Source organism: Mesorhizobium sp. NZP2298, from assembly GCF_013170825.1.
Classification (GTDB): Bacteria; Pseudomonadota; Alphaproteobacteria; order Rhizobiales; family Rhizobiaceae; genus Mesorhizobium.
Genome location: NZ_CP033365.1, coordinates 1,770,882 through 1,797,500, shown reverse-complemented (window position 1 = coordinate 1,797,500; position 26,619 = coordinate 1,770,882). Strand labels below are relative to the sequence as shown.

General features: G+C 64.0%; 25 protein-coding genes (1 of these 25 cut by a window edge). 6 read left to right on the top strand and 19 right to left on the bottom strand.

Annotation, left to right across the window (positions count from 1 at the left end; translation table 11 throughout):
- A protein-coding gene (locus EB231_RS08730) for a M23 family metallopeptidase (RefSeq protein WP_172348457.1) crosses the window boundary here: on the top strand, nt 1-1,237 show its 3' portion. 734 nt of this gene lie to the left of the window's left edge; only the last 1,237 of its 1,971 coding nucleotides appear in the window; its start codon lies beyond the left edge, outside the window; its stop codon occupies nt 1,235-1,237.
- Nucleotides 1,238-1,248: 11 nt separating this feature from the next.
- Here EB231_RS08730 and EB231_RS08725 read toward each other — a convergent pair whose 3' ends face one another.
- A complete protein-coding gene (locus tag EB231_RS08725) occupies nt 1,249-2,808 on the bottom strand; it encodes an MFS transporter (RefSeq protein ID WP_172348456.1) in 1,560 nt (519 codons plus the stop codon).
- 150 nt (nt 2,809-2,958) lie between these two features.
- Here EB231_RS08725 and EB231_RS08720 point away from each other — a divergent pair, with 150 nt between their 5' ends.
- Complete coding sequence (locus tag EB231_RS08720; RefSeq protein ID WP_172348455.1) at nt 2,959-3,591, top strand: TMEM175 family protein; 633 nt, start codon at nt 2,959-2,961, stop codon at nt 3,589-3,591.
- Here the strand turns inward: EB231_RS08720 and EB231_RS08715 are convergent.
- The 8 genes from EB231_RS08715 to EB231_RS08680 all read right to left on the bottom strand — a co-directional run bounded on the left by EB231_RS08715 (nt 3,565) and on the right by EB231_RS08680 (nt 15,331).
- The gene (locus EB231_RS08715; RefSeq protein ID WP_172348454.1) at nt 3,565-5,088 is read right to left on the bottom strand and encodes a L,D-transpeptidase family protein; all 1,524 of its coding nucleotides are present in this window, start codon (nt 5,086-5,088) and stop codon (nt 3,565-3,567) included. The two genes, EB231_RS08720 and EB231_RS08715, sit on opposite strands and share 27 nt — an antisense overlap.
- 149 nt (nt 5,089-5,237) lie before the next feature.
- The gene (locus EB231_RS08710; protein ID WP_172348453.1) at nt 5,238-5,603 is read right to left on the bottom strand and encodes an MmcQ/YjbR family DNA-binding protein; all 366 of its coding nucleotides are present in this window, start codon (nt 5,601-5,603) and stop codon (nt 5,238-5,240) included.
- A 59-nt stretch (nt 5,604-5,662) separates the two neighbouring features.
- Nucleotides 5,663-8,269 (bottom strand): ATP-dependent chaperone ClpB, encoded by a 2,607-nt coding sequence (gene clpB, locus EB231_RS08705; RefSeq protein WP_172348452.1) that lies wholly within the window; start codon nt 8,267-8,269, stop codon nt 5,663-5,665.
- Between the two features lie 220 nt (nt 8,270-8,489).
- On the bottom strand, nt 8,490-9,461 hold the full coding sequence (locus EB231_RS08700; protein ID WP_172348451.1) for a DUF4167 domain-containing protein: 972 nt from the start codon (nt 9,459-9,461) through the stop codon (nt 8,490-8,492).
- 310 nt (nt 9,462-9,771) lie between these two features.
- Nucleotides 9,772-10,644 carry a peptide chain release factor N(5)-glutamine methyltransferase gene (gene prmC, locus EB231_RS08695; protein WP_172348450.1) on the bottom strand — a complete coding sequence of 291 codons (873 nt, stop codon included), beginning with the start codon at nt 10,642-10,644 and terminating at the stop codon, nt 9,772-9,774.
- Nucleotides 10,637-11,716, bottom strand: coding sequence for a peptide chain release factor 1 (prfA, locus tag EB231_RS08690; protein WP_172348449.1), 1,080 nt, complete (start codon nt 11,714-11,716; stop codon nt 10,637-10,639). Before prfA ends, prmC begins: the two co-directional genes overlap by 8 nt.
- A 9-nt stretch (nt 11,717-11,725) precedes the next feature.
- Nucleotides 11,726-13,996, bottom strand: coding sequence for a phosphoenolpyruvate--protein phosphotransferase (gene ptsP / locus EB231_RS08685; protein ID WP_140772246.1), 2,271 nt, complete (start codon nt 13,994-13,996; stop codon nt 11,726-11,728).
- A gap of 81 nt (nt 13,997-14,077) precedes the next feature.
- The gene (locus tag EB231_RS08680) at nt 14,078-15,331 is read right to left on the bottom strand and encodes an aspartate kinase (protein ID WP_096450605.1); all 1,254 of its coding nucleotides are present in this window, start codon (nt 15,329-15,331) and stop codon (nt 14,078-14,080) included.
- A 238-nt stretch (nt 15,332-15,569) separates the two neighbouring features.
- Here EB231_RS08680 and EB231_RS08675 point away from each other — a divergent pair, with 238 nt between their 5' ends.
- Entirely contained in the window at nt 15,570-17,435 is a 1,866-nt protein-coding gene (locus EB231_RS08675) for a CHASE3 domain-containing protein (protein WP_172348448.1), read from the top strand.
- A gap of 156 nt (nt 17,436-17,591) precedes the next feature.
- A complete protein-coding gene (ubiG, locus tag EB231_RS08670) occupies nt 17,592-18,341 on the top strand; it encodes a bifunctional 2-polyprenyl-6-hydroxyphenol methylase/3-demethylubiquinol 3-O-methyltransferase UbiG (protein ID WP_056576239.1) in 750 nt (249 codons plus the stop codon).
- Between the two features lie 101 nt (nt 18,342-18,442).
- Here the strand turns inward: ubiG and EB231_RS08665 are convergent, their stop codons facing one another.
- Nucleotides 18,443-19,333, bottom strand: coding sequence for a DMT family transporter (locus EB231_RS08665; protein ID WP_172348447.1), 891 nt, complete (start codon nt 19,331-19,333; stop codon nt 18,443-18,445).
- Nucleotides 19,334-19,441: 108 nt separating this feature from the next.
- On the opposite strand from EB231_RS08665, the gene EB231_RS08660 reads away from it, so the two are divergent.
- A complete protein-coding gene (locus EB231_RS08660; RefSeq protein WP_172348446.1) occupies nt 19,442-19,927 on the top strand; it encodes a MarR family winged helix-turn-helix transcriptional regulator in 486 nt (161 codons plus the stop codon).
- Between the two features lie 4 nt (nt 19,928-19,931).
- Here the strand turns inward: EB231_RS08660 and EB231_RS08655 are convergent, their stop codons facing one another.
- From EB231_RS08655 to EB231_RS08640, 4 genes are read right to left on the bottom strand one after another with little or no spacing between them, the layout of a single operon-like run.
- Nucleotides 19,932-20,357, bottom strand: a complete 426-nt coding sequence (locus EB231_RS08655) for a DUF1178 family protein (protein WP_172348445.1) — start codon at nt 20,355-20,357, stop codon at nt 19,932-19,934.
- Entirely contained in the window at nt 20,354-21,220 is an 867-nt protein-coding gene (locus EB231_RS08650) for a carbon-nitrogen hydrolase family protein (protein ID WP_172348444.1), read from the bottom strand. The genes EB231_RS08655 and EB231_RS08650 overlap by 4 nt, the downstream gene beginning before the upstream one ends.
- Nucleotides 21,221-21,229: 9 nt before the next feature.
- Complete coding sequence (gene grxC / locus EB231_RS08645; RefSeq protein ID WP_056576221.1) at nt 21,230-21,499, bottom strand: glutaredoxin 3; 270 nt, start codon at nt 21,497-21,499, stop codon at nt 21,230-21,232.
- Nucleotides 21,500-21,525: 26 nt separating this feature from the next.
- Nucleotides 21,526-22,326, bottom strand: a complete 801-nt coding sequence (locus EB231_RS08640) for a ComF family protein (RefSeq protein WP_172348443.1) — start codon at nt 22,324-22,326, stop codon at nt 21,526-21,528.
- Nucleotides 22,327-22,390: 64 nt separating this feature from the next.
- On the opposite strand from EB231_RS08640, the gene EB231_RS08635 reads away from it, so the two are divergent.
- The gene (locus EB231_RS08635) at nt 22,391-23,263 is read left to right on the top strand and encodes a methyltransferase domain-containing protein (protein ID WP_172348442.1); all 873 of its coding nucleotides are present in this window, start codon (nt 22,391-22,393) and stop codon (nt 23,261-23,263) included.
- Between the two features lie 20 nt (nt 23,264-23,283).
- Here the strand turns inward: EB231_RS08635 and EB231_RS08630 are convergent, their stop codons facing one another.
- The 5 genes from EB231_RS08630 to argJ all read right to left on the bottom strand — a co-directional run bounded on the left by EB231_RS08630 (nt 23,284) and on the right by argJ (nt 26,529).
- Nucleotides 23,284-23,466 carry a Flp family type IVb pilin gene (locus EB231_RS08630; RefSeq protein WP_172348441.1) on the bottom strand — a complete coding sequence of 61 codons (183 nt, stop codon included), beginning with the start codon at nt 23,464-23,466 and terminating at the stop codon, nt 23,284-23,286.
- 110 nt (nt 23,467-23,576) lie between these two features.
- Complete coding sequence (locus EB231_RS08625; RefSeq protein WP_172348440.1) at nt 23,577-23,894, bottom strand: hypothetical protein; 318 nt, start codon at nt 23,892-23,894, stop codon at nt 23,577-23,579.
- A 180-nt stretch (nt 23,895-24,074) separates the two neighbouring features.
- Nucleotides 24,075-24,497, bottom strand: a complete 423-nt coding sequence (locus tag EB231_RS08620; protein WP_172348439.1) for a (deoxy)nucleoside triphosphate pyrophosphohydrolase — start codon at nt 24,495-24,497, stop codon at nt 24,075-24,077.
- Nucleotides 24,498-24,505: 8 nt separating this feature from the next.
- Nucleotides 24,506-25,258: a GNAT family N-acetyltransferase gene (locus EB231_RS08615; RefSeq protein WP_172348438.1), complete on the bottom strand. Its 753-nt coding sequence runs from the start codon at nt 25,256-25,258 to the stop codon at nt 24,506-24,508.
- 29 nt (nt 25,259-25,287) lie between these two features.
- Nucleotides 25,288-26,529: a bifunctional glutamate N-acetyltransferase/amino-acid acetyltransferase ArgJ gene (argJ, locus tag EB231_RS08610; protein ID WP_172348437.1), complete on the bottom strand. Its 1,242-nt coding sequence runs from the start codon at nt 26,527-26,529 to the stop codon at nt 25,288-25,290.
- Nucleotides 26,530-26,619: the final 90 nt, after the last annotated feature.

Genomic DNA, 26,619 nt, shown 5'->3' with positions numbered 1-26,619 from the left:
CTCCTACGACGTCAAGATCGTGCCGGAAAACGTCTCGGTGTCTCCGCGCGCCGCCATTGACGACCAGGCACCGGCTTTTGCCGAGGAAATCATTCCCTTCACCAAGGACACCGACCTCACCGAGGCCTTTGCCGATTCGGGCTATACGGGTGACGACGCGACCGGCATGGCCGAAGCAATCGCCAAGCTGTTGAACGCGCCGACGCTGAAGGCCGGAACCGTGCTGCGCGTCGGCCTCGAGGTTCACGGCGATGCCGCCAAGGTCGTGCGCACCAGCGTATACGACAAGACCACGCATATCGTCACCATCGCGCTCGACGACCGCGGCCAGTACGTGCCGGCGCAGGAACCGGAGCCGAATCCCGAACTCTTGACGGCATTCGATGATTCGTCGGCGCCCGTTGTGGTGCGCGGCAACCTGCCCAATGTCTATGACGGCATCTACCGTGCCGCCTATTCCTACGGCATGTCCAAGGCGATGACCCAGCGGCTGATCAAGCTCCTGGCGTCCGATGTCGACTTCCAGTCCCGCCTCAATCCCTCCGACCGCCTCGAAGTGCTGTTCTCGCAGCCCGATGGTGACGACCAGACATCGGACAATTCCGAACTTCTCTATGTCTCGGCGACGTTTGGCGGCACCACGCGCAACTTCTACCGTTTCCAGATGCAGGACGGCAGCACCGACTATTTCGACGAGGACGGATCGAGCGCCAAGCAGTTCCTGCTGCGCAATCCGCTGCCCGCCGGAAAATTCCGCTCCGGTTTCGGAGCCCGCAAACATCCGATCCTCGGCTATGTCCGCATGCACACCGGCGTCGACTGGGCGGCCCCGATCGGCACGCCGATCATCGCCGCCGGCAACGGGGTCATCGAGAAGGTCGGCTGGGCCGGCGGCTACGGCAAGCAGATCATCATCCGCCATGCCAATGGCTACGAAACCTCATACAATCACCAGAGCGCCTTTGCCAAAGGCATCGAGCCGGGTATGCGGGTCCGCCAGGGCCAGACCATCGGCTATCTCGGCCAGACCGGCCTCGCCACAGGCCCGCATCTCCACTATGAGCTGATCGTCAACGGCACCAAGGTCGATCCGATGCGGGTCCGCCTGCCGGTCGGCAAGGTCCTGAAAGGCGACGATCTCGTTGCCTTCAAGCGCGAGCGCGAGCGCATCGACGATCTGCTGAAGCAGGAAGATGGCAATTCACTGAAAGTCGCCAGCGCCAAGATCGAAGGCTGAACCTGCGCGTTTCAGTCTTGCCTGGTTTCCGCACGCCGCGACCACGGCAGCGGCTCTCCGGAAATTGTCGTCCACGCGATGACAGCTGAAAACAGGCAAAGCAGCGCCGTCACCCAAGACACCACGGAGAAGGCTGCGTCACTGGCGGCCAGCCGTGCCGCATCGAGCGCGGGCGCAAGTCCAGCCGGTGCCGGTTCGCCGAAGCCTGGCACGGCTGAAATCGCATTCCCGTCCAGCGCATGGGCATAGACCCAGGCCGCCAGCGATCCCATTGCCGCCACCGCGATCAGGCCGCCAATGCGCGAGACGGCATTGTTGATGCCGGAAGCAGCTCCCGTATCCTTGTCTTCCACCGCTGTCATGATCGCGGTCGACAGTGGTGAGACGACCAGTGCCATCCCGAGTCCCATCAGCGCCATCAGCGGGAACGTCCCCGTCCAGAAATTATGGATGCCGGCATGGGTGAGCAAGGCAAGTCCGGCAAAGGCGAAAGCCACGATCAGGCTGCCGCAGGCAATAGGGAAACGCGGCCCGATCCGGTCAGACAACTGGCCGACCGGTCCCGATAGAAGTGCGATCAATGCAGACAACGGCAGGAAGATGAAGCCGACCTCGGCCGTGCTCAGCCCCCAGCCGGCGATCAGCAGCATCGGCAGATAGAAGAGATTGGCCGACAGCGCGAAATAGAGAAAGAAGGTCGCTACATTGGCGCCGGCGAAAGCGCCTATGCGAAACAGGCTGAGATCGATCATCGGCTCGCGCTGTCGCTGCTCGAACAGGATGAAGACCACAAGCAGCACCGCGCCGGCGGCAATGCTCGGCCCCGCCATGTGGCCCTCGCCGCTGGAACTCATTGACGTCAGCCCATACGCAAGCGCGCCGAAGGCCAATGTCGCCAGCGCCCCACCGCCGAGATCCAGGCTGCGTTTCTCCGTCGGCGCGTCGGCTGGAATCTTGGCAAGCAGGAGATAGATCGAAATCAGGCCGAGAGGCAGGTTGACGGCGAAGATCGCCCGCCAGATGCCGTCGCCGAAAGCCGACAGAACAAGGCCGCCGAGCACGGGACCGAGTGCGGTGGTCAGTGCCGAGGCCGCCGCCCAGATACCGATCGCACGGCCGCGTTCCTTCTTCGGGTAGGCCTTGGCGATGATGGCGAGGCTGCCCGGCACCATGATCGCCGCGCCAATGCCCTGAAGGGCGCGAAACGCGATCAGCACGACGGCATTCGGTGCCAGCGCACAGGCAAGCGAGGCTGCGACAAACAACACAATGCCGGCCACGAAGGCGCGGCGCAGCCCGAACCGGTCGCCGGCGGCTCCGCCGGCAAGGATCAGCGCCGACAGCGTCAACGCATAGCCATTGGAGATCCACTGCGCCTCGGCGAGACTGGCGCCAAGATCGGCGCGGATCGCCGGCATGGCGATTGCCAGGATCGAACCGTCGATGAAGCCGAGCGCCGACGCCAGGATCGCCGCGATCAACACGTATCGGCGCCGGGATTGCGGGCAGAACGTCCCGTTCGTGACCGGCCTGGTCAGCGGAACTGCGGCGGCTTCATCTGGCGAATGCATGGCACTCTGCTTAGACCGCCGATGGGCTGGCAACAACCGGACAGCAGCTTGTAGTCCTTGAAATCAGTCATATTGCCGGGAAACATCCCGTCCGGATGCAAATGGGTCAGTCGTGCTGGATTTTTCTGGGAACCGCGGGCGGAGGAATCGATGACGCGTCCACTCGAAGCGTCGGCGGAAGGACGCGGCCGCATTGTCGGCATCACCGACGGCGTCTTTGCCATTGCGCTCACGCTGATCGTGCTCGAGATCAGGGTGCCGGCGCATGAGACTGTTCATTCCGAGGGCGACCTGCTTGCCCCCATCGCGGCGCTGGCGCCGCGCTTCCTGACTTATGCGTTGAGTTTCCTGACGCTGACCATATTCTGGTTCAGTCAGCAGGCGCGGCATGGGCTGATCGCCAAATCCGACAGACGGCTCGCCACGCTGAACCTTTGCTTTCTCGCCTTCATCGCGCTCTTGCCGTTCTCGACCGACCTGCTGGCGGACTTCCTCGAATTCAGGACCGCGGCACTGGTCTACTGGCTCAACCTGCTGATGCTCGGCGTAACCCTGTTCGCCAGCTGGCACTATGCGGAGAAGAACGGCTTTGTCGCGGAAGATGTCGACGCCGACACAAGGCGCATGGTCTACATGCGCATCGTCAAGGCGCAAATCCTGTGGGCGATCGGCGCCGCACTCTGCCTGGTCAACCCGTTGCTCAGCGTCGGCTTCATTCTGCTCGTGCAGCTGATCTATGCCGCCGCGTTGCGCGGCTCATTGCTGCGCAACGTCATCGGCTGAAGGTCCGCCGACAAACTCCACGGTAACACCCGGCGACACCAGCTTGGCGAGTTCACGCGCGTCCCAGTTGGTCAGGCGCACGCAGCCATGGCTTTCGGTCTTGCCGATCTTCGAAGGTTCGGGCGTTCCGTGGATGCCATAGGTCGGCTTGTCCAGGGCAATCCAGACCGACCCGACAGGTCCGTTGGGGCCTGGCGGAATGGTCAGGATCTTGTCGTTCTGGCCCTGCTTGAAATTGATGTTCGGGTTGTAGGTGTAGTTCGGATCGAGCGCGATGCGCGACACGGCGTGGATGCCGGTGGGCGACGGCGTATCGGCCGAGCCGATGGTGGCGGGATAGGCCGCGACCAGCTTGCCACCCGCATCGTAGGCGTACACTTCTTTCTTGGTCTTGTCGGCAACGATGCGCGCGACTGGCGTTGACACCAGCTTGCCGAAATTGGCGACCTTGATGATCGTGCCGGGGCGGTTGAAGTCGAGGCCCTTGTTGATCGATTTCAGATAGTTCTCGTCCATGTGGAAGCGCTCCGCCAGCGCCTCGGTGACAGAGGTGTAGCACATGCAGTTGAGCTGCGCCTTCTGGCTGTAGTCTTCCGGGACCGAGGCGACATAGGGGCCGGCCGCATCCTCCGCGGTGATCGTATAGTTGGCAAACGCGTCCCCACCGGATTGCGCAAGGGCCGTCTGGATGCCGACAGCATCGGTCGACTTGAGATTGCTGCCGGTGATCTCATTATAGGCGGCAATCGCCTTGTCGACATTCGAGCCGAAGCGCCCGTCGATGACGCCGGGCGAAGCGCCGCCCCGGTCGAGCAGCACCTGCAGCGCCGCTACATCCTGACGGGCGCCCAGCGACAGCGATGGGTCAACCGTGGTCTTGCCGCCAATCTTCGGCGGCAGTGCCCCTTGGTCGGCCGGCGGGGCCTGTTCCGTCGGGGTCGCGGGCTGCATAGGGTCTATCGAGGCCTCGTTCAGCGGCTGGCGCCTGATGGCGCCCGGCTTTGCCGGCTGCGGCGCATCGGGATAGTTGTTGTCATAATTGCCATCGTCCTGCGGCGCCGGCGGATAGGCTTCCACCGAATTGTCACCATAGGGGTCATATTCGTCGGCCGGCGGCGGGATGACCCGGCCTTCCTCTTCCAACTGCTTGCGGCGGAACCGCGCCATGTCTTCCGGATCGTCGAGATAGTAGCGATCGTCATCGGCGGGAGCCCGGCCCAACTCGCGCAGCCTTGTCTCGCGGCGCAACGCGCGCCGATCAAGCCGTGTCTGCGGCGGCTGGATGGCGATGACCTTGCCGGTATCGGCATCGACGATGACGCGGTTGCCGCGGGCGTCGTAGTAGATGTCCAGATTTCCGTCCTGGGCGACGAGAATGTCGCCGTCATTGGCAGCGCGGACAACCCGTGGTGCATTGTCCTGTGTCGGCGCCGCGAGCGCACCAAAAGACACAAGCCCGGCGGCAAGCGCCGAAAGGGCAAAGATCGTGCGGAACATCGTGGCCAAACTCTCCGGTCCGTAATTGCCGCCGCCCGGCGTTGTTCTTCGGCGAACCCCTTCGCCAGCAAACCAGTTACCCCACCATATGGTTCCAACATGAACCGGGCATGAAGATGGCGGGTTTCCGGCGTACAGACGAATATCAACTAGCTTGCGGCAAGGCCCAGTTCCTTGCGCGCCTGCTTGGTCAGCTTCAGGGCGACAAGGCGATGGCTCTCGCGCAAATAGTCCTTCAGCGCACCATCATCCATGCTCTGGCTTGTCCGACGCTGGATCCATTTCATGCCGCGTGAGGCAAGGTAGGGCGCGGGCCGCAGCCCCGGCTGTTCCTTGAGCACGTCATAGGCGATGTCTGAACATTTGAAGGTGACGAAGAGCTGCTCGCCCTGATCCCAACCGCCGATCGCAAACACCTTGGTCCCGACCTTCCAGACATGGGCGCCGCCCCACTGGACGACATGGTTTGTTGCGGGCAGCGAGGCGCAGAAGCTGTTGTAGTCGTCCAGCGTCATCCACGCCCTGTCATCAGTATGAAAACGCCGCGCGTCCGAAGTGGACGCGCGGCGCAGGATCAAGCCGCCGCTTCGGTCGCCACGACCGTCGGCTTCGAGCGGAAGTTCAGCCGGTCGGAGCCGGCCGTCACCTTGACGGTCGAGCCGTCGAGGATCTCGCCGAGCAGGATCTTCTCCGCCAGCGGGTCTTGCAACTCCTTCTGCATCACCCGCTTCAGCGGCCGCGCGCCATAGGCCGGGTCATAGCCCTTGGCCGCCAGCCACTCGATCGATTCGTGATCGAGCGACAGCGTGATCTTGCGATCGACAAGCAGGCTTTCCAGCCGCTTGAGCTGGATCTCGACGATGCGGTCCATATCCTTGCGGCGCAGCCGGTGGAACAGTATCACTTCGTCGACGCGGTTGAGGAACTCCGGCCGGAACGACGCCTTGACCACATTCATCACCTCGTCGCGCACGGCATCGACATCCTGGTCCTCGCCGAGATTGACCAGATATTCGGCGCCGAGATTCGACGTCATGATGATCAGCGTGTTGCGAAAATCGACCGTTCGGCCCTGGCCGTCGGTCAGACGCCCGTCATCGAGCACCTGCAAGAGCACGTTGAAGACATCGGGATGCGCCTTCTCGATCTCGTCGAACAGCACGACCTGATAGGGCCGGCGCCGCACCGCTTCGGTCAGCGCGCCGCCCTCCTCATAGCCGACATAGCCGGGAGGTGCACCGATCAGCCGGGCGACCGAGTGCTTCTCCATGAACTCCGACATGTCGATGCGCACCATGGCGCTGTCGTCGTCGAACAGGAAGCTTGCCAGCGCCTTGGTCAGTTCGGTCTTGCCGACGCCCGTCGGTCCGAGGAAGATGAACGAGCCGATCGGCCGGCTCGGATCCTGTAGGCCGGCGCGGGCGCGCCGTACCGCCTTGGAAACGGCCTGCACCGCCTCGCCCTGGCCGACGACACGCTTGCCGATCTCATCTTCCATGCGCAGCAGCTTGTCGCGCTCGCCCTGCAGCATCTTGTCGACCGGAATGCCGGTCCAGCGCGAGACGATATGGGCGACGTGGTCGGGGGTTACCACTTCCTCGACCATGCCGACCTTGCCGTCCTGGGCTTCTGCCTCCTTCAGCTCCTTTTCCAGTTCCGGAATCTTGCCATAGGCAAGTTCGCCGGCGCGCTGGAATTCACCCTTGCGTTGGGCAATGGCCAGATCGTTGCGTGCCTCGTCGAGCTGCTTCTTCAAGTCGGCGGCGAGCCCGAGCTTCTGCTTCTCGGCCTGCCACTTGGTAGTGATCTCGGTCGATTCCTCCTCGAGCCCGACAAGTTCCTTTTCCAAGCGGGCGAGCCGGTCTTTCGAGGCGTCATCCGTCTCGACCTTCAGCGCCTCGCGCTCGATCTTGAGCTGCATGATGCGGCGGTCGATCTCGTCCAGCGCCTCGGGCTTGGAATCGACTTGCATGCGAAGCCGCGAGGCGGCCTCGTCGACCAGGTCGATCGCCTTGTCCGGCAGGAAGCGGTCGGCGATGTAGCGATTGGACAGCGTCGCCGCCGCCACCAGCGCCGAGTCGGAGATGCGCACCTTGTGGTGCTGCTCGTATTTCTCCTTCAGGCCGCGCAGGATCGAGACCGTATCCTCCACCGTCGGCTCATCGACGAAGACCGGTTGGAAGCGGCGGGCAAGTGCCGGATCCTTCTCGACATGCTTGCGGTATTCATCGAGCGTGGTGGCGCCGACGCAGTGCAATTCGCCGCGCGCGAGGGCCGGCTTCAACAGGTTCGACGCATCCATCGCGCCGTCCGCCTTGCCGGCGCCGACCAGCGTGTGCATCTCGTCGATGAACAGGATGATGTTGCCATTGGCCGAGGTGACTTCCGAGAGCACGGCCTTCAGCCGCTCCTCGAACTCGCCGCGATACTTGGCACCGGCGATCAGCGCGCCCATGTCGAGCGCCATCAACTGCTTGTCCTTCAGCGATTCTGGCACGTCGCCATTGACGATGCGCAGCGCCAAGCCCTCGGCGATCGCCGTCTTGCCGACGCCCGGCTCGCCGATGAGCACCGGATTGTTCTTGGTGCGCCGCGACAGCACCTGAATGGTGCGGCGGATCTCGTCGTCGCGGCCAATCACAGGGTCCAGCTTGCCGGCGCGGGCATCGGCGGTCAGGTCGCGCGCGTATTTCTTCAGCGCGTCATAGCCCTGTTCGGCACTCGCCGAATCGGCGGTGCGGCCCTTGCGGACATCATTGATTACTTGGTTCAGCGCCTGCGCGGTGACACCGGCCTTGGCCAGGATGTCGGCGGTTTTTGCCGACTTCTCCATGGTGAGCGCCTGCAGCAGCCGCTCGACCGTGACGAAGCTGTCGCCGGCCTTCTTGGCCAGTTCCTCCGCGGTCGAGAACACCTTGGCCAGCGGCTGCGCCAGATAGAGCTGGCCATTGCCGCCTTCGACTTTCGGCATTGCCTCGAGCGCCGTCTCGACGCCGAGCTTGACGTCGCGGACATTGCCGCCGGCGCGTTCGATCAGCGACGCGGCCAAGCCCTCCTCATCGTCGACGAGGACCTTCAAAATGTGTTCGGGAGTGAATTGCTGGTGATTGCGGGAGAGCGCCATGGTCTGCGCGGACTGGATAAAGCCGCGCACGCGCTCGGAGTATTTCTCAAGGTTCATATCTGTCTCCTTCCATCACCGGCCCGCTTCGCGGCACCGGATCAGATTGCGGTGACGGACCCGCCCATTCGAGCCGGATCCTGTTCAGCCGAGATATGGTGAATGGACCATGCCGTCTCAAGGCGCATTGATATCGGTCAATGCATAATATTCCACGTCAGCCCAAACGGAAACGGCGGAGATTTCTCCCCGCCGTTCCACGTCTTGAAATGGTGTCCGATCAGTTGTCGATGTCGGCAATCACCGGCTCGGAACTGCCGTTGTCTGCCGGAACCGAGGCCACCTCGCCGGCGTCCGCATTGCTGCTGCCGGCGTCGACTTGGTCGGCACTGGCGCGTGGACGGCGCGGACGACGCGGACGGCGAGCGGCACCGCTCTCGGTGGCCGCCTCGTTGAGCTCGGCCTGGGCGGCAAGAGCCGCTGGCGAAAAACTCTCGAACAGCGGAGCCGGCTCGACTGCCGCGGCGGTCTCGGCCGGCGAACCGGGCTCTGCCTGTACTTCTGCCTGCCCCGGGAACTCGTTGCGCTGCTGAGCGCCCTGCTCGGCGGACGAAGCATAATCGCGCTGGCCATTCTGGCCATAGCCGCCATTGGGACGGCGATCGCGGTGGCGCCCGCCATTGTTGTCGCGGTTATTGTTTCGTCCGTTATTGTCGCGCCCGGCATTGTCACGCCCGGCATTGTCACGATTGTCGCGGCCGTCCCGGTTCAGCGCGACCTCCGCCGGCATGCCTTCGATCACCGGCTGCGGACCGGCGCCATGGTTGATCACGGGTACTTGTGGTTCGGAAACGGTGTTGCCGCTGTTGCCGGCCCCATTGTTCCCGGCATTGTCAAACTCGTCGCGATCCTCATCACCGTCATCATCGAAATCGTCGCGGTTCTGCTGGACGTTCTGGATCGGCATCTGCGCCTGCGCGGCGGCAATGATGCGATTATAGTGTTCGGCGTGCTGCAGATAGTTCTCCGCCATGACCCTGTCGCCGGAGCTTTGCGCGTCACGGGCCAGGGTGGCGTATTTCTCGGCGATCTGCTGAGCCGATCCACGGATCTTCACGTCCGGGCCGTTGCTCTCGTAGTTGCGCGTCAGGGGATTCGGGCCCTTGCGGTTGTTGTTGTTATTGTTGTTGCCACCGCCGCCGCCATTGTTATTGCGACCGCGCATGCGCCTGTTCTGCTGTTGTGGCCTCATTCGACTCTCTTCATCTTGAAATTTTCGAAAACTCGTCACGAACGGAGGCGCTCATGCAGCCAGCCGTTTCGTTTCTTCACCGGCGTTCGCCCGCATCAATTGCGTTGGCGCCACGTGCCATCCTGTTCCGGTTACATCACTTGCCGGACGATTCCCGCACGAAGCTTGGGCGTCGTTTGCGCAAGAAGGCAGCTATTTCCAAGGAGGACCGAATCGCTAAGAGCACTGCCTGCTTCGTCTCATCCGGTTGAGGCGACCCTAGCCGCATTCCCCGGTATTGCCAAGCGGTTTTTTCGCAGTGCGTCAAGGCTTATCCCCATTGAAAGACAAGAACCCTGTCGTTTCCGCCGAGATCGCGAAACAACTCGCCCGCAGCGTAGCCGGCTGCGCGGAATATGTCGTTGACCTCGTTGCGTTGTGTGTGGCCGATCTCGACCGCAATCCTGCTTTCTGCTTCCAGAAATGGTGCCGCTTCGGCGGCGATGATCCTGTAGGGGGTCAGCCCATCCACGCCGCCATCCAGGGCCAAGCGCGGGTCGAAATCGCGGACCTCGTCCTGCAGATTTCCAATATCTCTTGAAGGTATATAGGGAGGGTTTGCGGCAATTACATGGTACCGGCCGGAAACTTTTTCGAACCAGTCCGACCGCACCGTCGCGAACCGGTCACCAAGCCCGATTTGCACGGCATTGCGGGCCGCCGTCGCCAGCGCTCCGGCTGCGATGTCGACGCCGGTGGCGGTCGCGGCCGGCACCGCACTCAGCAGCGCCAGGGCGATGGCGCCCGTCCCGGTGCCGAGATCGAGGATGCGGCACGAACCCTCCCGCGCGGCAATCGTCTTGACGAAAGGCAGCACCGCCTCGACCAGCGTTTCGGTATCCGGCCGCGGCTCCAGCGTTTCCGGCGACAGCGCCAGGCGCAAACCGTAGAATTCACGGTAGCCCAGGATGCGATGCACGGGTTCGCCGGCGGCTCGACGCCCCAGGGCGGCGTCGATCACGGCGATGGCGTTCCTGTCGATCTCATGGTCAGGGTCGGCGATGACCTGCGTACGGGTCTTGCCGGAAAAATGTTCGACAATCAGCCGTGCGTCGAGCGCGGGATCATCGACCCCGGCCGCCACAAGCCTGGCCCGCGCTTCCCGCAGCAGCGGCCCCAGCGCCTTGGGCAGAGGGTCAGCCATCGAGGCCGATATCGGCCAGCAGCTTCGACTGGTGGTCGGCGATCAGCGCGTCGATGATTTCGTCGAGTTCGCCCATCATCACCCGATCGAGCTTGTAGAGCGTCAGGTTGATGCGGTGGTCGGTGACGCGGCCTTGCGGGAAATTATAGGTTCGGATGCGTTCCGAGCGATCGCCGGAGCCGACCTGCGATTTGCGCGATTCGGAACGCTCCTCGTCGGCCTTGCCGCGCTTCAGGTCATACAGCCGGGCGCGCAGGATCTGCATGGCCTTCGCCCGGTTCTGGTGCTGCGACTTCTCCGCCTGCACCACCATGATGCCGGTCGGCAGGTGGGTGATGCGGACAGCCGAATCGGTGGTGTTCACGTGCTGGCCGCCCGAACCCGAGGCGCGCATCGTATCGATGCGGATGTCTTCGGCACGGATCTCGATGTCGACCTCTTCGGCTTCCGGCAGCACCGCCACCGTCGCCGCCGAGGTATGAATGCGCCCGCTGGCCTCTGTTGCCGGCACCCGCTGCACGCGATGCACGCCGGACTCGAATTTCAGATGGGCGAAAACGCCCTTGCCGGAGACCGTGGCGATGATTTCCTTGAACCCGCCGGCATCGCCGTCGCTGGCCGACACCGTCTCGAACCTCCAGCCACGCTCGGCGGCATAGCGTTCATACATGCGAAACAGGTCACCGGCGAAGAGTGCTGCCTCGTCGCCGCCGGTTCCGGCGCGGATTTCGAGGATGGCGTTCTTGTCGTCGGCGGCATCCTTGGGCAGGAGCAGGATCTGGATGTCCTTCTGCAGCGCCTCGATGCGCTCCTCCACCCCCGGCAGATCCGCCTCGGCAAGCGCCCGCATTTCGGCATCGGTGCCCTTGTCGGCGAGCATTGCTTCGAGGTCGGCCTGCTCCTGTTCGGCCGCTCGCAATTCCCTGACCTTGGCCACCATGTCCTGCAGTTCCGCATACTCGGACGCCATCTTCACATAGGCATCCGGCGCCGGTCCGGCCGACATCTGCGCTTCGAGCATCTCGAAACGCTTGACGACTTGATCCATGCGATCGCGGGGCAAATTGACCATGATTTGATGCTACAACGGGATCGAGCGGTCGTCGGCAAAGGCCTGCAGCAGCGCCCGCATCGGCAGCCCCTGCGCCGGCGCCATCAGATTGTCGTCGAAGAACGCCGTCAGCTCATCCAGCGGCAATTCCGTCAGCATGGCCTTGACCGGGCCGATCGAGGCCGGTGACATCGAGATCGAGCGGAAGCCGAGGCCGATCAGTGCCATCGCCGAGATCGGCTTGCCGGCGAGTTCACCGCACAGCGTCACCGGCGTGTGGTTGCGGATGCCGGCATCGGCGATCTGCTTCAAGACGCGCAGAAACGGCGCCGACAGCGTGTCGAAGCGGTTGGCCAGTTGCGTGTTGCCGCGGTCGACCGCCATGACGAACTGGAACAGGTCGTTCGACCCGACCGAGACGAAGTCGACCGCCTTCATCAATTCGTCGAGCTGGAACAGAAGCGACGGCACTTCCAGCATCGCGCCCAGCTTGAGGCTGGTCGGCAGGTGATGAGCGAAGCGCGACAGATGCCGCACTTCGCGGTCGATGATTTCTCGCGCTTGTGCAATTTCGCCGAGCTCGGTCACCATGGGCAGCATCAGCTTGAGCTCGCGCCCGCCGCTGGCCTTCAGCAGGGCGCGGATCTGAGTGCGCAACAACCCCGGCCGGTCCAGCGTCAGGCGGATCGCCCGCCAGCCGAGCGCCGGGTTCTCTTCCTGGATCGCGCCTTTGAAGTAGGGCAGCACCTTGTCGCCGCCAATGTCGATGGTGCGGAAGGTGACCGGCTTGCCGCGTGCGGCCTCCAGCACGTCGCGATAGAGTTTTTCCTGTGCCTCGGCACGCGGAAAGGTCGAGGCGACCATGAACTGCAACTCGGTGCGGAACAGGCCGATGCCGGCAGCGCCCGCCTCGGCCAGTTGCGGCAGGTCGACGGCAAGCCCGGCATTCATCAGCAGGTCGACCTGGACGCCGTCCCTGGTCATCGACGGCTTCTTGCGCAGTTCGCGGTAGACCTCTTGCCGGCGCGCCCTGAAACGCACTTTTTCGGCATAGGCGGCTTCGAGATCGGACTGCGGCCGCAGATGGATCGTGCCTTCCTCGCCGTCGACGATGATGGCATCGCCGTTTTCCGCCATCGAAACGGCGCCCTTCATCTGGCCGGCGACCGGAATGCCCATGGCGCGGGCGACGATGACGACATGGCTTGTGGCCGCGCCATCCTCCAGCACCAGCCCGCGCAGCTTGTCGCGAGGGTAGTCGAGCAATTCGGCGGCGCCCATCGAGCGGGCGACGATGATGGCGTCCTTCGGCAGCGAAGCCGCGACATCTTCCGGCCCGCGTCCCATCAGCTGGCGCAGGAGCCGGTTGGCGAGGTCGTCGAAATCGCTCATCCGCTCGCGCAGATAAGGATCGGTCATGTGCAGCATGCGGGCACGCATGTCGCTCTGCACCTTTTCCACCGCGGCCTCTGCCGTCAGGCCGTTGCGGATGGCCTCTTCCAGGCGCCGCACCCAGCCGCGGTCATTGGCGAACATGCGGTAGGCTTCCAGCACCTGGCGGTGCTCGCCCTCGAAGGCGACGTCGCGGCGCTCCAGCATGTCGTCGATGGAGAGCCTCAGCGACCCGAGCGAGCTTTCCAGCCGCCGGACCTCTTCCTCGCTGTCCTCGTTGAACAGATTGGTGACGACGATGCGCGGCTCGTGCAGCACGACATGGCCAAGCCCGACGCCATCGTTGAAGGACAGGCCGGTGAAGCTGACGGGGCGGCGCAAGTCGAGTTCGAGGCCGGGTCGGGTCAGCCGCGCCAGGTCGCCGGTGGCGATCATCTCGGCGATGACCATCGCCGTGGTTTCCAGCGCCTCGACCTCGTCGTCGCGGTAATGACGCATGGTCTTGTTCTGGACGACGAGGACGCCCAGCGTGCGCCCTGCCCTGAGCACCGGAACGCCAAGGAAGGAATTGTAGATTTCTTCCCCGGTCTCCGGCAGGTAGGCAAAGGCCGGGTGTTCCTGAGCATTGGAGAGGTTGAGCGGCCGCGCGCTGGCGGCGATGGTGCCGACCAGGCCTTGTCCCAGCCGCAGTTGCGCCAGGTGGACGGCGTTCGGGTTCAGACCCTCGGTGGCGTAGAGCTCGAGCACCGAATCGGCGCGCAGCACATAGAGCGAGCAAACTTCCGCCACCATGTTGGAGGCGATGTCGCGCACGATCCGGTCAAGCCGCTCCTGCGGCTCCAGCGGCTCCTGCATGAGCTCGCGGAGCCGTTTCAGCAAAACGCGCGGGCCACTGGCCTGGTCACGCATCGCGGCTTCTTCTCCAATGAAACACTTGCCGGCGCAGTTTCCGCCGCTGCCGGCACGCGCGCAACAACTGATTCAGTCTTGCTACTGCTTATCCAGACCGTAGACGGAATGCAAAGTGCGAACCGCAAGTTCGGTGTACGGACCGTCGATCAGTATCGAAATCTTGATCTCGGAGGTGGTGATGGCGCGAATGTTGATCGCCTTGTCCGCCAGTGCCTTGAAGGCGGTGGCGGCGACACCGGCATGGCTCCTCATGCCGATGCCGATGACCGAGACCTTCGACATGCCGGCTTCGGACTGCACGACATCGTAGCCGACCTCGGCTTTCAGCCGATCGAGCACGGCCAGCGCCTTGTCGACGTCCCCCGATGGCACCGTGAAGGTCATGTCGGTGAACTTGCCGTCCTCGGAGATGTTCTGGACGATCATGTCGACATTGATGTTGGCCTCGGCCAGCGGCCCGAAAATGCCGGCGGCGACACCTGGGCGGTCGCCGACGCGGCGCAGCGAAATCTGGGCCTCGTCCTTGGCGTAGGCAATTCCGGTGACGACCTGCTGTTCCACGATCTCTTCCTCGTCGCAAATGAGCGTTCCCGGAGGATTGAGCAAATCCCCCATTCCGGGCGCGTCGGGATCGTCGAAGGACGACCGCACGAAGGTGCGCACCCTGTGCACCATGGCAAGCTCGACCGAACGCACCTGCAGAACCTTGGCGCCGAGCGAGGCCATTTCAAGCATTTCCTCGAAGGAGATCTTGGCCAGCCGCCGCGCCTTGGGCTCGATGCGCGGATCGGTGGTGTAGACCCCGTCGACGTCGGTATAGATGTCGCAACGGTCCGCCTTGACCGCCGCCGCGATGGCGACCGCGCTTGTGTCGGAACCGCCACGGCCAAGCGTTGCGATGCGATTGTCGGGCCCGATGCCCTGGAAGCCGGCGATGACGGCCACCTGGCCCTCGCCGAAGCGCTTGATCAGGAACGCACCGTCAATGTCGAGGATGCGCGCCGCGCCATGCGCGTTGTCGGTCTTGATCGGAATCTGCCAGCCCTGCCAGGAGCGGGCGTGCACGCCCATGTTCTGCAAGGTGATCGCCAGCAGGCCTGCGGTGACCTGTTCGCCGGAAGCGACGACCGCGTCATATTCGCGTGCGTCATGCATAGGCGAGGCCTCGCGCGTCCAGGCAACCAGTTCGTTGGTCTTGCCGGCCATGGCCGAAACCACCACCGCGACCTCATGGCCGGCGTCGACCTCACGTTTGACGTGACGCGCCACATTGCGGATGCGGGCGATGTCGGCGACGGAGGTTCCGCCGAATTTCATCACGATACGCGCCATGGAAGCGAAATGCCTTTGACTGAAGCCGGCCCCTTGCCAAAAAACTGGGAGCCGAAAGCGGAGGAAAGCGCCCGGCTGGCGCCGGTCGCAGAATGCGCGGCCTCCTTAGCCAAATGATGAAGGTTTCGCAAGGCTGGCGGCGGAATGCCGGCGTCAACAAGACGGCATATTGCCTTCCAGGCCCGTGCCGCTTACCAGATGCTGCCCGCGGGGAATTCCTTTTGGTTCGGCATAACAGATGATTGCTCGTCTTCGACGCGCCACGCGATTGCAATCGCTCCCGCTTGTCGCCGGCTTCGCCGTGCTGGCATTGATCGTCGGCACCCGTGCCCTGCTCGTCGAGGGCCAGAGGGCCAATCGTGCCGCCGCTCGCGAGACGATCGAGTACCAGGATCTGCTTTCCGGGCTCCTCTCAATGGCGCAGGATGCCGAAAGTGGTCAGCGCGGCTACCTGCTGACCGGGGAAAAATCCTATCTCGAACCGTATCGGAAGGCCGTCGAGGCAATCCCCGGACAGCTCTCCCGCATCGATGCCATGACGGCTTCCAACGACCAACTGGCCCAGCAGATCAATCACATCAAGGACGCGCTGGCGCAGAAACAGGCTGAACTGGCCGTGACGATCGCCCTTTACGACAAGGGCGACGTGGCCGGGGCCTTGCGACTGGTCCGCAGCGGCCAGGGCAAAGCCGCCATGGACGAGGTCCGCGCCAGCATGGACACGATCCGGCGCATGGGAGGCGCCGCGGTTGCCGAGCGCGACGAGCACACCGACCAGGTCGAGACCTGGTTGCGCATCGGCTCGCTGGCGGCCCTCTTCGCCATCTTCCTGCTCGCCGCCTACACGATCCGCGAATCCCGCCGCCGCTTCCGCGAGGTCGCCACCGCCCAGGCAGAGCTGATGGGCAAGAACATCGAGCTCGGCAACGAGATCGAGACCCGCGAGAAGGCCGAATCCCAGATCCGCCAGATGCAGAAGATGGAAGCCGTCGGTCAGCTGACCGGCGGCATCGCCCACGATTTCAACAACATGCTGGCGGTGATCCTCAGCGCCATGAACCTTGCCCAGCGCAAGCTGAAGCGCGGCGAGAACGACATCGAGAAATTCATCGAGGCCGCGACGGATGCAGCCAGCCGTGCCGCCAATCTGACCTCCCGATTGCTTGCCTTCTCCCGTCTGCAACCGCTGGCGCCGCAGGTCGTCGACACCAACCGGCTGGTGACCGGCATGTCCGACCTTCTGCACCGAGCGCTCGGCGAAGGCATCCGTATCGAAACGGTTTTGGCGGGCGGCCTGTGGAAAACCCACGCCGATCCGAGCCAGATCGAGAACGCGATCCTCAACCTGGCGGTCAATGCCCGTGATGCCATGGACAATGACGGAAAATTGACCATTGAGACCGCCAACAGCCATCTCGACGAAGCCTACGCCTCGACTCATGCCGAAGTCACGCCTGGCCAATATGTGATGGTGGCGGTGACCGACACCGGCGCCGGCATGCCACCGGAGATCATCGCCAAGGCCTTCGAACCCTTCTTCACGACCAAGCCGGTCAACAAGGGCACGGGACTTGGGTTGAGCCAGGTGTTCGGCTTCGTCAAACAGTCGGGCGGCCACGTCAAGATCTACTCCGAACCGGGTGAAGGAACGACGATCAAGATCTATCTGCCGCGGTTTTTCGGGCCGGAGGAGCCAGCAGCACCCGCAGGGCGTGGCAAGAGCTCCGTCAAGGTCACCGAGACAATCCTCGTCGTCGAGGACGATGCCCGCGTGCGGGCCGCCACGACGGACGCCATGCGCGAACTCGGCTACACCGTCATCCATGCCGCAAGCGGCCCGGAGGCCCTCGAGAAGCTCGCCGCGACCTCAGGCATCGCCCTGCTGTTCACCGATATCGTCATGCCGGTGATGAACGGCCGCAAGCTCGCCGAGGAGGCAGTCGGGCGCCAGCCCGGACTGAAAGTCATCTTCACCACCGGCTTCACCAGGAACGCGGTCGTCCATAACGGCGTGCTCGACCATGACGTGCACTTCCTGGCCAAGCCGTTCACCATCGAGCAACTGGCCGCGAAACTGCGCGACGTGCTGGACAAGACCAGCTGAGGTCTGACGGATCCTGTTTGGCAGCATTGAAAAAAGCTGCCTTGACATTCGCTCCCCCACGCCCGACTTCCTAGCGCTCTGAAGCCGTTCCAGGAAAAGTGTGAAGCGGTTTTCCGTTCGGAATTGCGACCAACAAAGAGCTCTAGGAGACAATCGATGCCAGAGCCCCGACGATCGACGATCGATGCCGGAGAAGTGGAACGCTTTTCCGCCCTTGCCGCCGAATGGTGGAACCCGAACGGCAAGTTTCGTCCGCTGCATAAATTCAATCCGGTCCGGCTTTCCTATATCCGCGACCAGATAGCGTCGCGCTTCGGCCGTGACCCACGCGCCGCGCGGCCGTTCGAGGGCCTGCGGATCCTCGACATCGGCTGCGGTGGCGGTCTTTTGTGCGAGCCGATGGCACGGCTTGGCGCCGAAGTCGTGGGAGCGGATGCCTCCGAAACAAACATCGAAGTTGCGAAACTGCATGCCGCCGAAGGCAATGTGAGCGTCGACTACCGCGCCACGACGGCCGAGGACCTTGCCGACGCCGGCGAGACATTTGACGTCATCCTCAACATGGAAGTGGTCGAGCATGTCGCCGACATCGAGCTGTTCGTCGCCAAATGCGGGCAGATGGTCCGGCCCGGCGGCATCATGTTCGTGGCAACCATCAACCGCACGCTGAAGGCGCTGGGCCTGGCCATCATCGGCGCCGAATACGTGCTGCGCTGGCTGCCGCGCGGCACCCACCAGTTCGGCAAGCTGGTCCGCCCCGAAGAGCTGGAAAAGGCGCTTGGCGGCGCCGGCCTGACGATCATCGACCGCACCGGCGTCACCTACAATCCGCTCGCCGATCGCTGGGCGCGATCGAAGGACATGGATGTCAACTACATGGTGCTGGCGGAGAAAGGATCGGTCTGACCGACCAAGCGTTCCGGAATTCGTGCCGCAGGCGGCGCGGGCAGCCGGCATCCTCGGCCGCAGCCCGGTGGCGATGCCGACGACGGCACAAACTGAGACCTTCAGGCTTTCTGGTTTTGCGCCCTGGTGGTGATGAACACGCCCGCCGTGATGATGACGGCGCCGATCCAGGTCAGCAGTTGGTAGTGCTCGCCAAGGAAGATCGTGCCGGCAAACAGACCGACCGCGGCGGCGACATAACCGATCTGGCTGAGATAGACCGGGCCACCGACCGCCTGCAGCCGGAAGAAGAAGGCGAACATCGCCGACGCGGATGCGACTTGCGCGATGACGACCAGCGGCACGCCGCCGAGCGGCGCGAAGGCCCTGATGCCGAGCAGGGTGAGAATACCGGCGAGCAGCAGCGCCGCCGACGCCAGATGACTGCCGACGGCGAGCTCGATCGGGCCGGTGCCTTCAGGCCAATCCACCGTGCGGTAGATGTTGCCGGCGGCAAGGCTGACCGGAATGAGCAGGCCCATGACCACCCAGAAAAGGTCGGCCGGCTGGCCGGCCTCTCCGCGCGTCACCGCCACCATGACGGCACCGACGAAGCCGACGGCAATGCCCGCTATGCCCAGCATGTTCGGGCGCCGCACACGCAGCAGGATCGAGAACACCAGCGTGATGACAGGCGAGAGCGTGAACATGATGCCGGTGTAGCCGGCGCCAAGGTGCGGAATGGCCGAGAACATCAGGAGATTGGGAACGGCATAGGACACGGCGGCCGTGACGAAGAAATAGCGCAATTTGTGCGCGGTGAGCCGGACACGCTCCCCGCGCAACAAAAGTACGCACAAAAGCACGCCGCCGGCACCGAGCGAGATGACGAAAGCCCAGACCATGGCCGGCACGCCAGCTACCGTGGCGAGCTTGCCGAAGGGCAGCGTCAGCCCGAGCAGGCCGCCCGTGACGACCAGCAGGCCGAGCGCCGAATCCCAGAGAAACTTCATCGGATGGTCCCGTCACTCATTCGGCACTTGCGGCGCTTGGCCGGCTCTGTATCTTGAGGTAAGATAACGCAAAGATTCTTAATGTCAAGATATTTAATGGTGAGACAAATGGATCGCGCGACAAAGGCGGTCGAGCAGTGGAAACGGGAGCGGCCGGATCTGGACGTCTCGCCGATGGCGGTGCTCGGGCGATTGAACGAAGCCTCGTCGCTGATCGCGCGTGATCGCCTCGCCCCGCTGTTTGCCCGTTTCGGACTGCAGGCCGGCGAATTCGACGTGCTGGCGACGCTGCGCCGCTCCGGAGCCCCGTACGCGCTGACGCCCACCGCTCTCTATGAAGCGACGATGGTGACATCGGGCGCCATGACCAACCGGCTCGACCGGCTGGAGAAGGCCGGATTGATCTTGCGCGGCCCGCACCCCAATGACCGGCGCGGTATTGTCGTGCGGCTTACCGGGAAAGGTCTGGCCTTGATCGACGAGGCCTTGACCGCCCACGTCGCCAACGAGCATGAAATTCTCGCCGGTCTAAGCGACGCCGAACGGGAGATGCTGGCCCGGCTGCTTGGCAAATTGATCGCAAGCGTGAGCTAACCGCTCAGTTGCGGTCGTCCGGAAACACCGGGATCGGCATGAACTCGACGCCGTCCTCGGCAAGGCTCTTGGCCTCTTCGAGCGTCGCCTCGCCATAGATGCCGCGCGGATCTGTTTCGCCGAAATGGATTTTCCGCGCTTCCTCGGCGAACTTGTCGCCGACATAGTCGGCATTCTCGCGCACCTTCTCGGCCATGGCCTTGAGTTGCGCCAGGGCCCGTTTCTGCGCCTCGCCCATGGCGAGCGCGATGGTCTCCTGCTTGCGGGCCGTCGAAACCGCCGGCGCCATCAGGGCCTTCTCTACCTTGTGCGAGCCGCAGCTGGGGCAATCGACAAAGCCGCGCTTCTTCTGGGTATCGAAATCGTCATTGCTGCGAAACCAGCCCTCGAACTCGTGCTCGTTTTCGCAGATCAGGGAAAAGCGGATCAAGAGGCAGCACCCCTGAGGCGCGGCGCGTCGACCTCGCCGGCATTGATGTCGAACTCCCGCGCATTCTTCAAATTCGGGATCTTCTTGCGCGCCGCAAGCGACTGCGCCGGGTCGATCTCGGCGACGATCACCGCCGGCTCGTCATGCGCGGCTTCGGCGATGACGCGGCCCCAGGGATCGACGATCAGCGAATGGCCATAGGTCTCGCGGCCATCCTCGTGCAGGCCGCCTTGCGCGGCGGCGACCACAAAGGCACCGTTCTCGATGGCGCGCGCCCTCAGCAGCACATGCCAGTGCGCCTCGCCGGTCTGGCGGGTGAAGGCGGCGGGCACGGTCAGAATATCGGCGCCGGCCAGCGCCTCGGCGCGGAACAATTGGGGAAACCGCAGGTCGTAGCAGACCGCAAAGCCCAGCCTGGCGCCGGCAACCCCGGTCACGACGGCCTCGGTGCCCGGTTCATAGGCTGAGGATTCGCGCCAGCTCTCGCCATTGTCGAGGTCGACGTCGAACATGTGGATCTTGTCATATGTGGCGAGCGTGGCGCCATCCGGGCCAAACAGCAGCGCCCGGTTGGCGAGCTTGCCGTCGGCGCGCAGGATGGCTGTCGAGCCGATATGCAGGAAGACCCCGAGTTCGCGCGCCAACCCGCGCGCGGTCGCCACGATGATGTCCTTGTCCTCGGAGGTGAAGGAGGCTGCGCGCGCTTGCTTGTCGCGGATCAGCGCCCCGGTCATTTCCGGCGTCTGGATGTAGGTAGCGCCCTGGCCTGCCGCTTCACGCACCAGCCGCTCTAGATCGACCGCATTGCGCTCGGGACTTTCGCCTGAACGCATCTGGACGGCGGCAGCCTTGAAAACACCCATCATCAATCCTCAAATCGTCGCGCCGTTGGCGAGCAGTTTGTCGAGCCGGCCTTCGGCCTCCAGCTCGTGGAGGTCGTCGCTGCCGCCGACATGCGTCTCGCCGATGAAAATCTGCGGAAAGGTCGTGCGGCCGTGAGCGCGCGAGATCATCTCCTGGCGCAGCTCCGGCGAAAATGAAGCGTCGTGCTCGGTATAGGCAACGCCCTTGCGCTCCAGCAGCCGTTTGGCTGCCGTGCAGTAGCCGCACATCATGCGCGTATAGATCGTGACATCCACCATGACGAATTTCCACTTTCGTTGCCGACTTATATAGTCGCGGACTCGTCCGCCCGGAAGTCCCCCGGCAACACGCGGGCAAAGGTCAGCACGTCGACGGCTCCGGCGCCCCCTTTTTTCAGCGCCTTGGTGGCGGCGCGCACGGTGGCGCCGGTCGTGTAGACGTCATCGATCAGGAGCACCCTGCGGCCGGCGATCTCGATTTCCGCCTCGACCGGCACCCGAAAGGCGGCCCGCACATTCTCCTCGCGCTCCTGCCGCTCCAGCCCGACCTGCTGGCGGGTGAGTTTCACGCGCCGCATGGCGGCGGGCGCGAAAGACAGCCCGCTGAGTTCGCAGACCGCACGCGCCAATTCCGCCGATTGGTTGAACCGTCGCCGGAAAAAACGCCGCCAGTGCAGCGGCACCGGCACAACCACATCGGCTTCGGCGATGAGATCGGCGCCCGCCCGCACCATCCAGCGCGCCATCCAGGGCGCAAGATCGGTGCGATCCTGATATTTCAGGCCTTGCACCATCTGGCGGGCAACGCCGGAATAGGCGACGGCTGCCCGCGCCCGTTCGAAGGGCGGCGGATCGGCGATCGCCTCGGCCGACAGAAAGCCCTCGCCCATATGGTGGGTGAACGGCGTGCCCATCACCGGGCACCACGGCCGTTCCAGGAGCCGCAGCTTCGGCCAGCAGGCGCCGCACAGCACCCCGGGTTGCGAGACATGACGGCGGCAGCCGGCGCAGACCGGCGGAAACAGGATACGCGCCGGCCAGCCGAGGGCCGATCGGGTGAGGTTCCTGATCCCGATGGACTTGATCTCTGGCATCGGATCGGCCACGTGGTTGGTTCTCCGTGCCATCATACCAACTATATCAGGGCGTGGACAAACAAGGATCCGCCCGTTGCAGCCTATTATCGATACCTCACTGTGGCTGGCGCACAAGTGGCGTGCGCTCACCCATCCGGTCGACGGTGCCGATTTCCTCATGAACCGCGCCGCCGAGGACCTTGCCGACCGGCTGGGTGCCGTCGAGCGCAGGTTCGGCAAGGCCGCGGTGCTGTTTTGCCAGACGCCGGCCGCGGCCAATGTGCTCGCCGCGAGCGGCAAGGTGACGGAGATCGTCCGCGTCGAGACGGACGCGGTTTTCCTCGATGGTGCCGCCGGCTTGGTCGCACCGCTGGAAACCGTGCCGTTCGAGCCGCAAAGCCTCGATCTGGCGGTGTCGCTTCTGTCGCTGCAGGCGATGAACGACATTCCCGGCATGCTGATTCAGATCCGCCGCGCGCTGCGGCCGGACGGGCTTTTCCTCGGCGCCTTCGCTGGCGCCGGCACACTCAGTGAGTTGCGCGAGTGCCTGCTTGCGGCCGAGACCGAACTCTATGGCGGCGTCAGCCCGCGCGTCATACCCTTCACCGACGTGCGCGATGCCGGTGCGCTGCTGCAGCGCGCCGGTCTTGCTCTGCCGGTCGCCGACGTCGAGACCGTGAGGGTGCGCTATGCCAATTTGTTTGCCCTGATGGCCGACCTTCGCGCCATGGGCGAAACCAGCGCCCTTGCCGATCGCAGCCGGCGGCCGGGCACGCGTAGACTGTTTGCCCGTGCCGCGGAAATCTACGCCGAGCGGTTTTCCGACCCCGACGGTAGAATCCGGGCAAGTTTCTCGATGGTGTGGATGTCTGGCTGGGCCCCCGATGCGTCGCAGCAGAAACCACTGAAGCCCGGTTCAGCCAAGGTCTCGCTGAAGGCTATACTGGAGGGTTCCGGCGAATCCTGATGCGCTCGTCGCGATTGCGGTCAAGGCGAAGCGAAGGCGTTCGAAAGCCTGCTGGTGTTGTCGCTAAACAGCCAGGTGATCGAGTTGAAGACCTGGCCGATACCGCCGATGATCGTCAGCGACAGCACCGCGACGATCAGGGCGTACTCGACGACTGTGGCGCCGGTTTCATCTGCCAGAAAACGCAGAAGCATTGTTTTCATAACCTCGATCCCCCTTGCCTGGACTTTACCGCCGATCTGTTAAGAAAGGTTAATGGCAAAGCCTTAACAGGCGGTGAAACCGCCCCCGTCTCCAAAATATCTTAACCATGTCAGCAGTCGCCGCTGGTCCTGCCGTCGGAACCGATGATGCAGACTGAATCGGGCTGCGGCTGCAGCACGCTGCGGCGCACCGTGTAGGTGCCGCGATGGCTGATCGAGCCGGTCGCCGTCATGTCGAGACCGCCGGAAAAATCATCGCGCGCCGATTGCGAGTGCGTCTGGCGGTCGAGGAAAGGGGTCGCGATCAGCGCCAGCGCCGCCGCGGCCGACCCGAACAGCAGCGTGATGCGCAGGATGCCCATGCCCGCATCGGCGGCACGAAAGCTGCGGTCGGGCCGGATCGAATCCCAATCCCTGTCCAGGCTCATACGATCGCTCCCCAGCGAATTGGCGACGCGGCCGCAAGGACACGGCCATGCATCAATTTTTCATGATGAGATAAATCTTCCATTAACGCTGGCTGATATGGACCGTGGTCCCGATCGTCAGAGCAATTCGAGGAAAAGTGTGAAGCGGTTTTCCGTCCGGAATTGCGTCAAAACAAATCCTCAGAGCAGATCGATGAGGAACGGAATCAGCGGCGCGTCGGCCGGCGGCATCGGATAGTCGCGCATCTGCTTTGGCCGCACCCATTTCAGCGCCTGCCCTTCCCTGGGCTGCGCAATGCCCCGGAAGCGGCGGCACACAAACAGCGGCATCAGGAGATGGAAGTCGTCATAGGAATGGCTGGCGAAGGTGAGCGGCGCCAGGCACGGGATCTCGGTCTCGATGCCGATCTCCTCATGCAGTTCACGGACGATGCATTGTTCCGGCGTCTCGCCGAGCTCCACCTTGCCGCCGGGAAATTCCCACAGGCCGGCAAGCTGCTTGCCTGGCGGCCGCTGCGCCAGGAGCACGCGGCCGTCGGCGTCGACCAGCGCGCAGGCCGCGACCAGGAGCAGGCGCTTGCCGGTATTCACCAGATCATTCATGCCCAACTTCATTCATGACCGGGCGGCCGGCGGTAGTGGTATCGGTAGACTTCCTCGAAGCCGAGTGAATGGTAGAGCGCAAGCGCCGGCGCATTGCCGGCCTCGACCTGCAGCCAGGCTTCGCGCGCGCCGCGTAGCCTGGCCCACTTGAGCGCCGACAGGATCAGGTTGCGGCCGTGGCCCTTGTTGCGCGCCGACTTGTCGGTGGCGACCTCGAACAGGCCGGCAAGATCGCCGTCATGCACGCAGATCAGCGTCGCCAGCGCCTCTGCTCCATCCTCGAGCGCGAACAGCCCGGCCTCGGGCTGGATGGCGCCTATGATCTCCGACAGGCCGGGCCGCAGCGAAACGTCCGAGCCGCTGACCTTGAGCGACGCGCCGATGAAGCGGCTGATGTCCTTGAGCGGAATCTGGTCCATGGCGGCGTCGAGCTGGGCATCGGCCAGCGGCAGCCGCATGACCAACGATTCGTCGAACCGGCTCCAGCCCTCCTTGTCGAGATGATTGGCCAGATCTGGGCCCGAGAGCGGCGACATGCGGAACGTCAGCGGCCTTCCATAGGCATCGAAACGGCGGCTGGCCCGGCCGATACGGTCGGCGATGTGCTGGATGTCGCCGGGATCGAGCGGGTTGACCGAATTCAGCCGCTTGGCCGGATGGCCGGCTGTCAGCCGCACCACCCAGGTGCCGTCATAATGGACGGCCGCCGCCGGCCAGGCGCGAAAGCCGGCCGCCTCGTAGCGACGCACGATCGCGAGCATGCTTGCCGGATGCCTGGAAGCCAAAACCGTCAGCTCCGATAATCGCCATTGATGACAACGTATTCCTTGGTGAGATCGCAGGTCCACACCGTTGCCTTGCCGCGGCCGATGCCGATATCGGCGCGGATACGAATATCGTCGCGCTTCATGTAGGCGGAGGTCTTTTCTTCCGAATAGGCCGGATCACGCTCGCCCTCATGCGCCAGCCGGTTGTCGCCGAACCAGATCGACAGCCTGTCGCGGTCAGCGGGCTCGCCTGCCTTGCCGACGGCCATGACGACACGGCCCCAATTGGCATCCTCGCCGGCGACCGCCGTCTTGACCAGCGGCGAATTGGCGATCGACAGCGCGATGCGCTTGGCCGAGCGGGCCGATTTCGCACCGGTGACGGTCACCTCGACCTGCTTGCGGGCGCCCTCGCCGTCGCGCACCACCTGCAGCGCCAGCGACTTCAGCACCTTGCCGAGCGCCCGGCGGAACTGGCCCAGTCGTGCATCTTTCGGGTCGGTGATCTCAGGCGCGCCGCGCTTTGCGGCCTTGCCGGTGGCGAAGATCAGCAGCGTGTCGCTGGTCGAGGTGTCGCTGTCGACGGTCACGGCGTTGAAGGTCTTGGCCGTGCCGCGCGACAACAGATCCTGCAGCACTGGGGCCGCGATCGGCGCGTCGGTGGCGATGAAGGAGAGCATCGTCGCCATGTCGGGAGCAATCATGCCGGCGCCCTTGGAGATACCGTTGATGGTGACTTCGGTGTCGCCGAGCTTGATCGTCTGCGTCGCCACCTTCGGATAGGTGTCCGTGGTCATGATGGCCTTTGCCGCCTCGGTCCACAGGTCGGGCTTGCCATCACTGACCAACCCGGCAAGCAGATGGCTGAACTTGGTTGTGTCGAGCGGCTCGCCTATGACACCGGTCGATGCCAGGAAAACCTCACTTACCGTGCAGCCGGCGGCCTTGGCCGCGGCCTCGCCGGTCAGCGCGGTGGAGTCGCGGCCCTTCTTGCCGGTGAAGGCGTTGGCGTTGCCGGAATTGACGACCAGCACCCGCGCCTTGCCGGCGCCAAGGTTCTGGCGGCAGAAATCGACCGGCGCCGAGGGGCATTTCGACTTGGTGAACACGCCGGCGACCGTGGTGCCGGCGTCGAACACCATGGCCAGGAGATCGGTGCGGTTCTTGTACTTTATCCCCGCTTCGGCGGTGGCGATGCGCACCCCTTCGATGACCGGCATCTTGGGGTATTTCTTCGGCGCGAGCGGTGAAATCGTCGTGGACATGGAGACCTCGGGCGGGAAAATCGCAAGGGAAGGCCGGTTTGCCCGATACGGCGCGCGGGCGCAAGGGCGTTTTCGCCGCGCCTGCCGGGG

Bases quoted from the DNA above. Each gene is read 5' to 3' on its own strand.
- prfA (WP_172348449.1), bottom strand. From the start codon at position 11,716: ATGGTCAATTTGCCCCGCGATCGCATGGATCAAGTCGTCAAGCGTTTC.
- EB231_RS08700 (WP_172348451.1), bottom strand. From the start codon at position 9,461: ATGAGGCCACAACAGCAGAACAGGCGCATGCGCGGTCGCAATAACAAT.
- EB231_RS08680 (WP_096450605.1), bottom strand. From the start codon at position 15,331: ATGGCGCGTATCGTGATGAAATTCGGCGGAACCTCCGTCGCCGACATC.
- clpB (WP_172348452.1), bottom strand. From the start codon at position 8,269: ATGAACCTTGAGAAATACTCCGAGCGCGTGCGCGGCTTTATCCAGTCC.
- EB231_RS08665 (WP_172348447.1), bottom strand. From the start codon at position 19,333: ATGAAGTTTCTCTGGGATTCGGCGCTCGGCCTGCTGGTCGTCACGGGC.
- EB231_RS08625 (WP_172348440.1), bottom strand. From the start codon at position 23,894: ATGAGCCTGGACAGGGATTGGGATTCGATCCGGCCCGACCGCAGCTTT.
- EB231_RS08630 (WP_172348441.1), bottom strand. From the start codon at position 23,466: ATGAAAACAATGCTTCTGCGTTTTCTGGCAGATGAAACCGGCGCCACA.
- EB231_RS08725 (WP_172348456.1), bottom strand. From the start codon at position 2,808: ATGCATTCGCCAGATGAAGCCGCCGCAGTTCCGCTGACCAGGCCGGTC.
- EB231_RS08650 (WP_172348444.1), bottom strand. From the start codon at position 21,220: ATGGGTGTTTTCAAGGCTGCCGCCGTCCAGATGCGTTCAGGCGAAAGT.
- EB231_RS08710 (WP_172348453.1), bottom strand. From the start codon at position 5,603: ATGACGCTGGACGACTACAACAGCTTCTGCGCCTCGCTGCCCGCAACA.
- prmC (WP_172348450.1), bottom strand. From the start codon at position 10,644: ATGGCTGACCCTCTGCCCAAGGCGCTGGGGCCGCTGCTGCGGGAAGCG.
- EB231_RS08660 (WP_172348446.1), top strand. From the start codon at position 19,442: ATGGATCGCGCGACAAAGGCGGTCGAGCAGTGGAAACGGGAGCGGCCG.
- EB231_RS08720 (WP_172348455.1), top strand. From the start codon at position 2,959: ATGACGCGTCCACTCGAAGCGTCGGCGGAAGGACGCGGCCGCATTGTC.
- grxC (WP_056576221.1), bottom strand. From the start codon at position 21,499: ATGGTGGATGTCACGATCTATACGCGCATGATGTGCGGCTACTGCACG.
- EB231_RS08715 (WP_172348454.1), bottom strand. From the start codon at position 5,088: ATGTTCCGCACGATCTTTGCCCTTTCGGCGCTTGCCGCCGGGCTTGTG.
- EB231_RS08675 (WP_172348448.1), top strand. From the start codon at position 15,570: ATGATTGCTCGTCTTCGACGCGCCACGCGATTGCAATCGCTCCCGCTT.
- EB231_RS08615 (WP_172348438.1), bottom strand. From the start codon at position 25,258: ATGCTCGCGATCGTGCGTCGCTACGAGGCGGCCGGCTTTCGCGCCTGG.
- EB231_RS08620 (WP_172348439.1), bottom strand. From the start codon at position 24,497: ATGAATGATCTGGTGAATACCGGCAAGCGCCTGCTCCTGGTCGCGGCC.
- argJ (WP_172348437.1), bottom strand. From the start codon at position 26,529: ATGTCCACGACGATTTCACCGCTCGCGCCGAAGAAATACCCCAAGATG.
- ptsP (WP_140772246.1), bottom strand. From the start codon at position 13,996: ATGCGTGACCAGGCCAGTGGCCCGCGCGTTTTGCTGAAACGGCTCCGC.
- ubiG (WP_056576239.1), top strand. From the start codon at position 17,592: ATGCCAGAGCCCCGACGATCGACGATCGATGCCGGAGAAGTGGAACGC.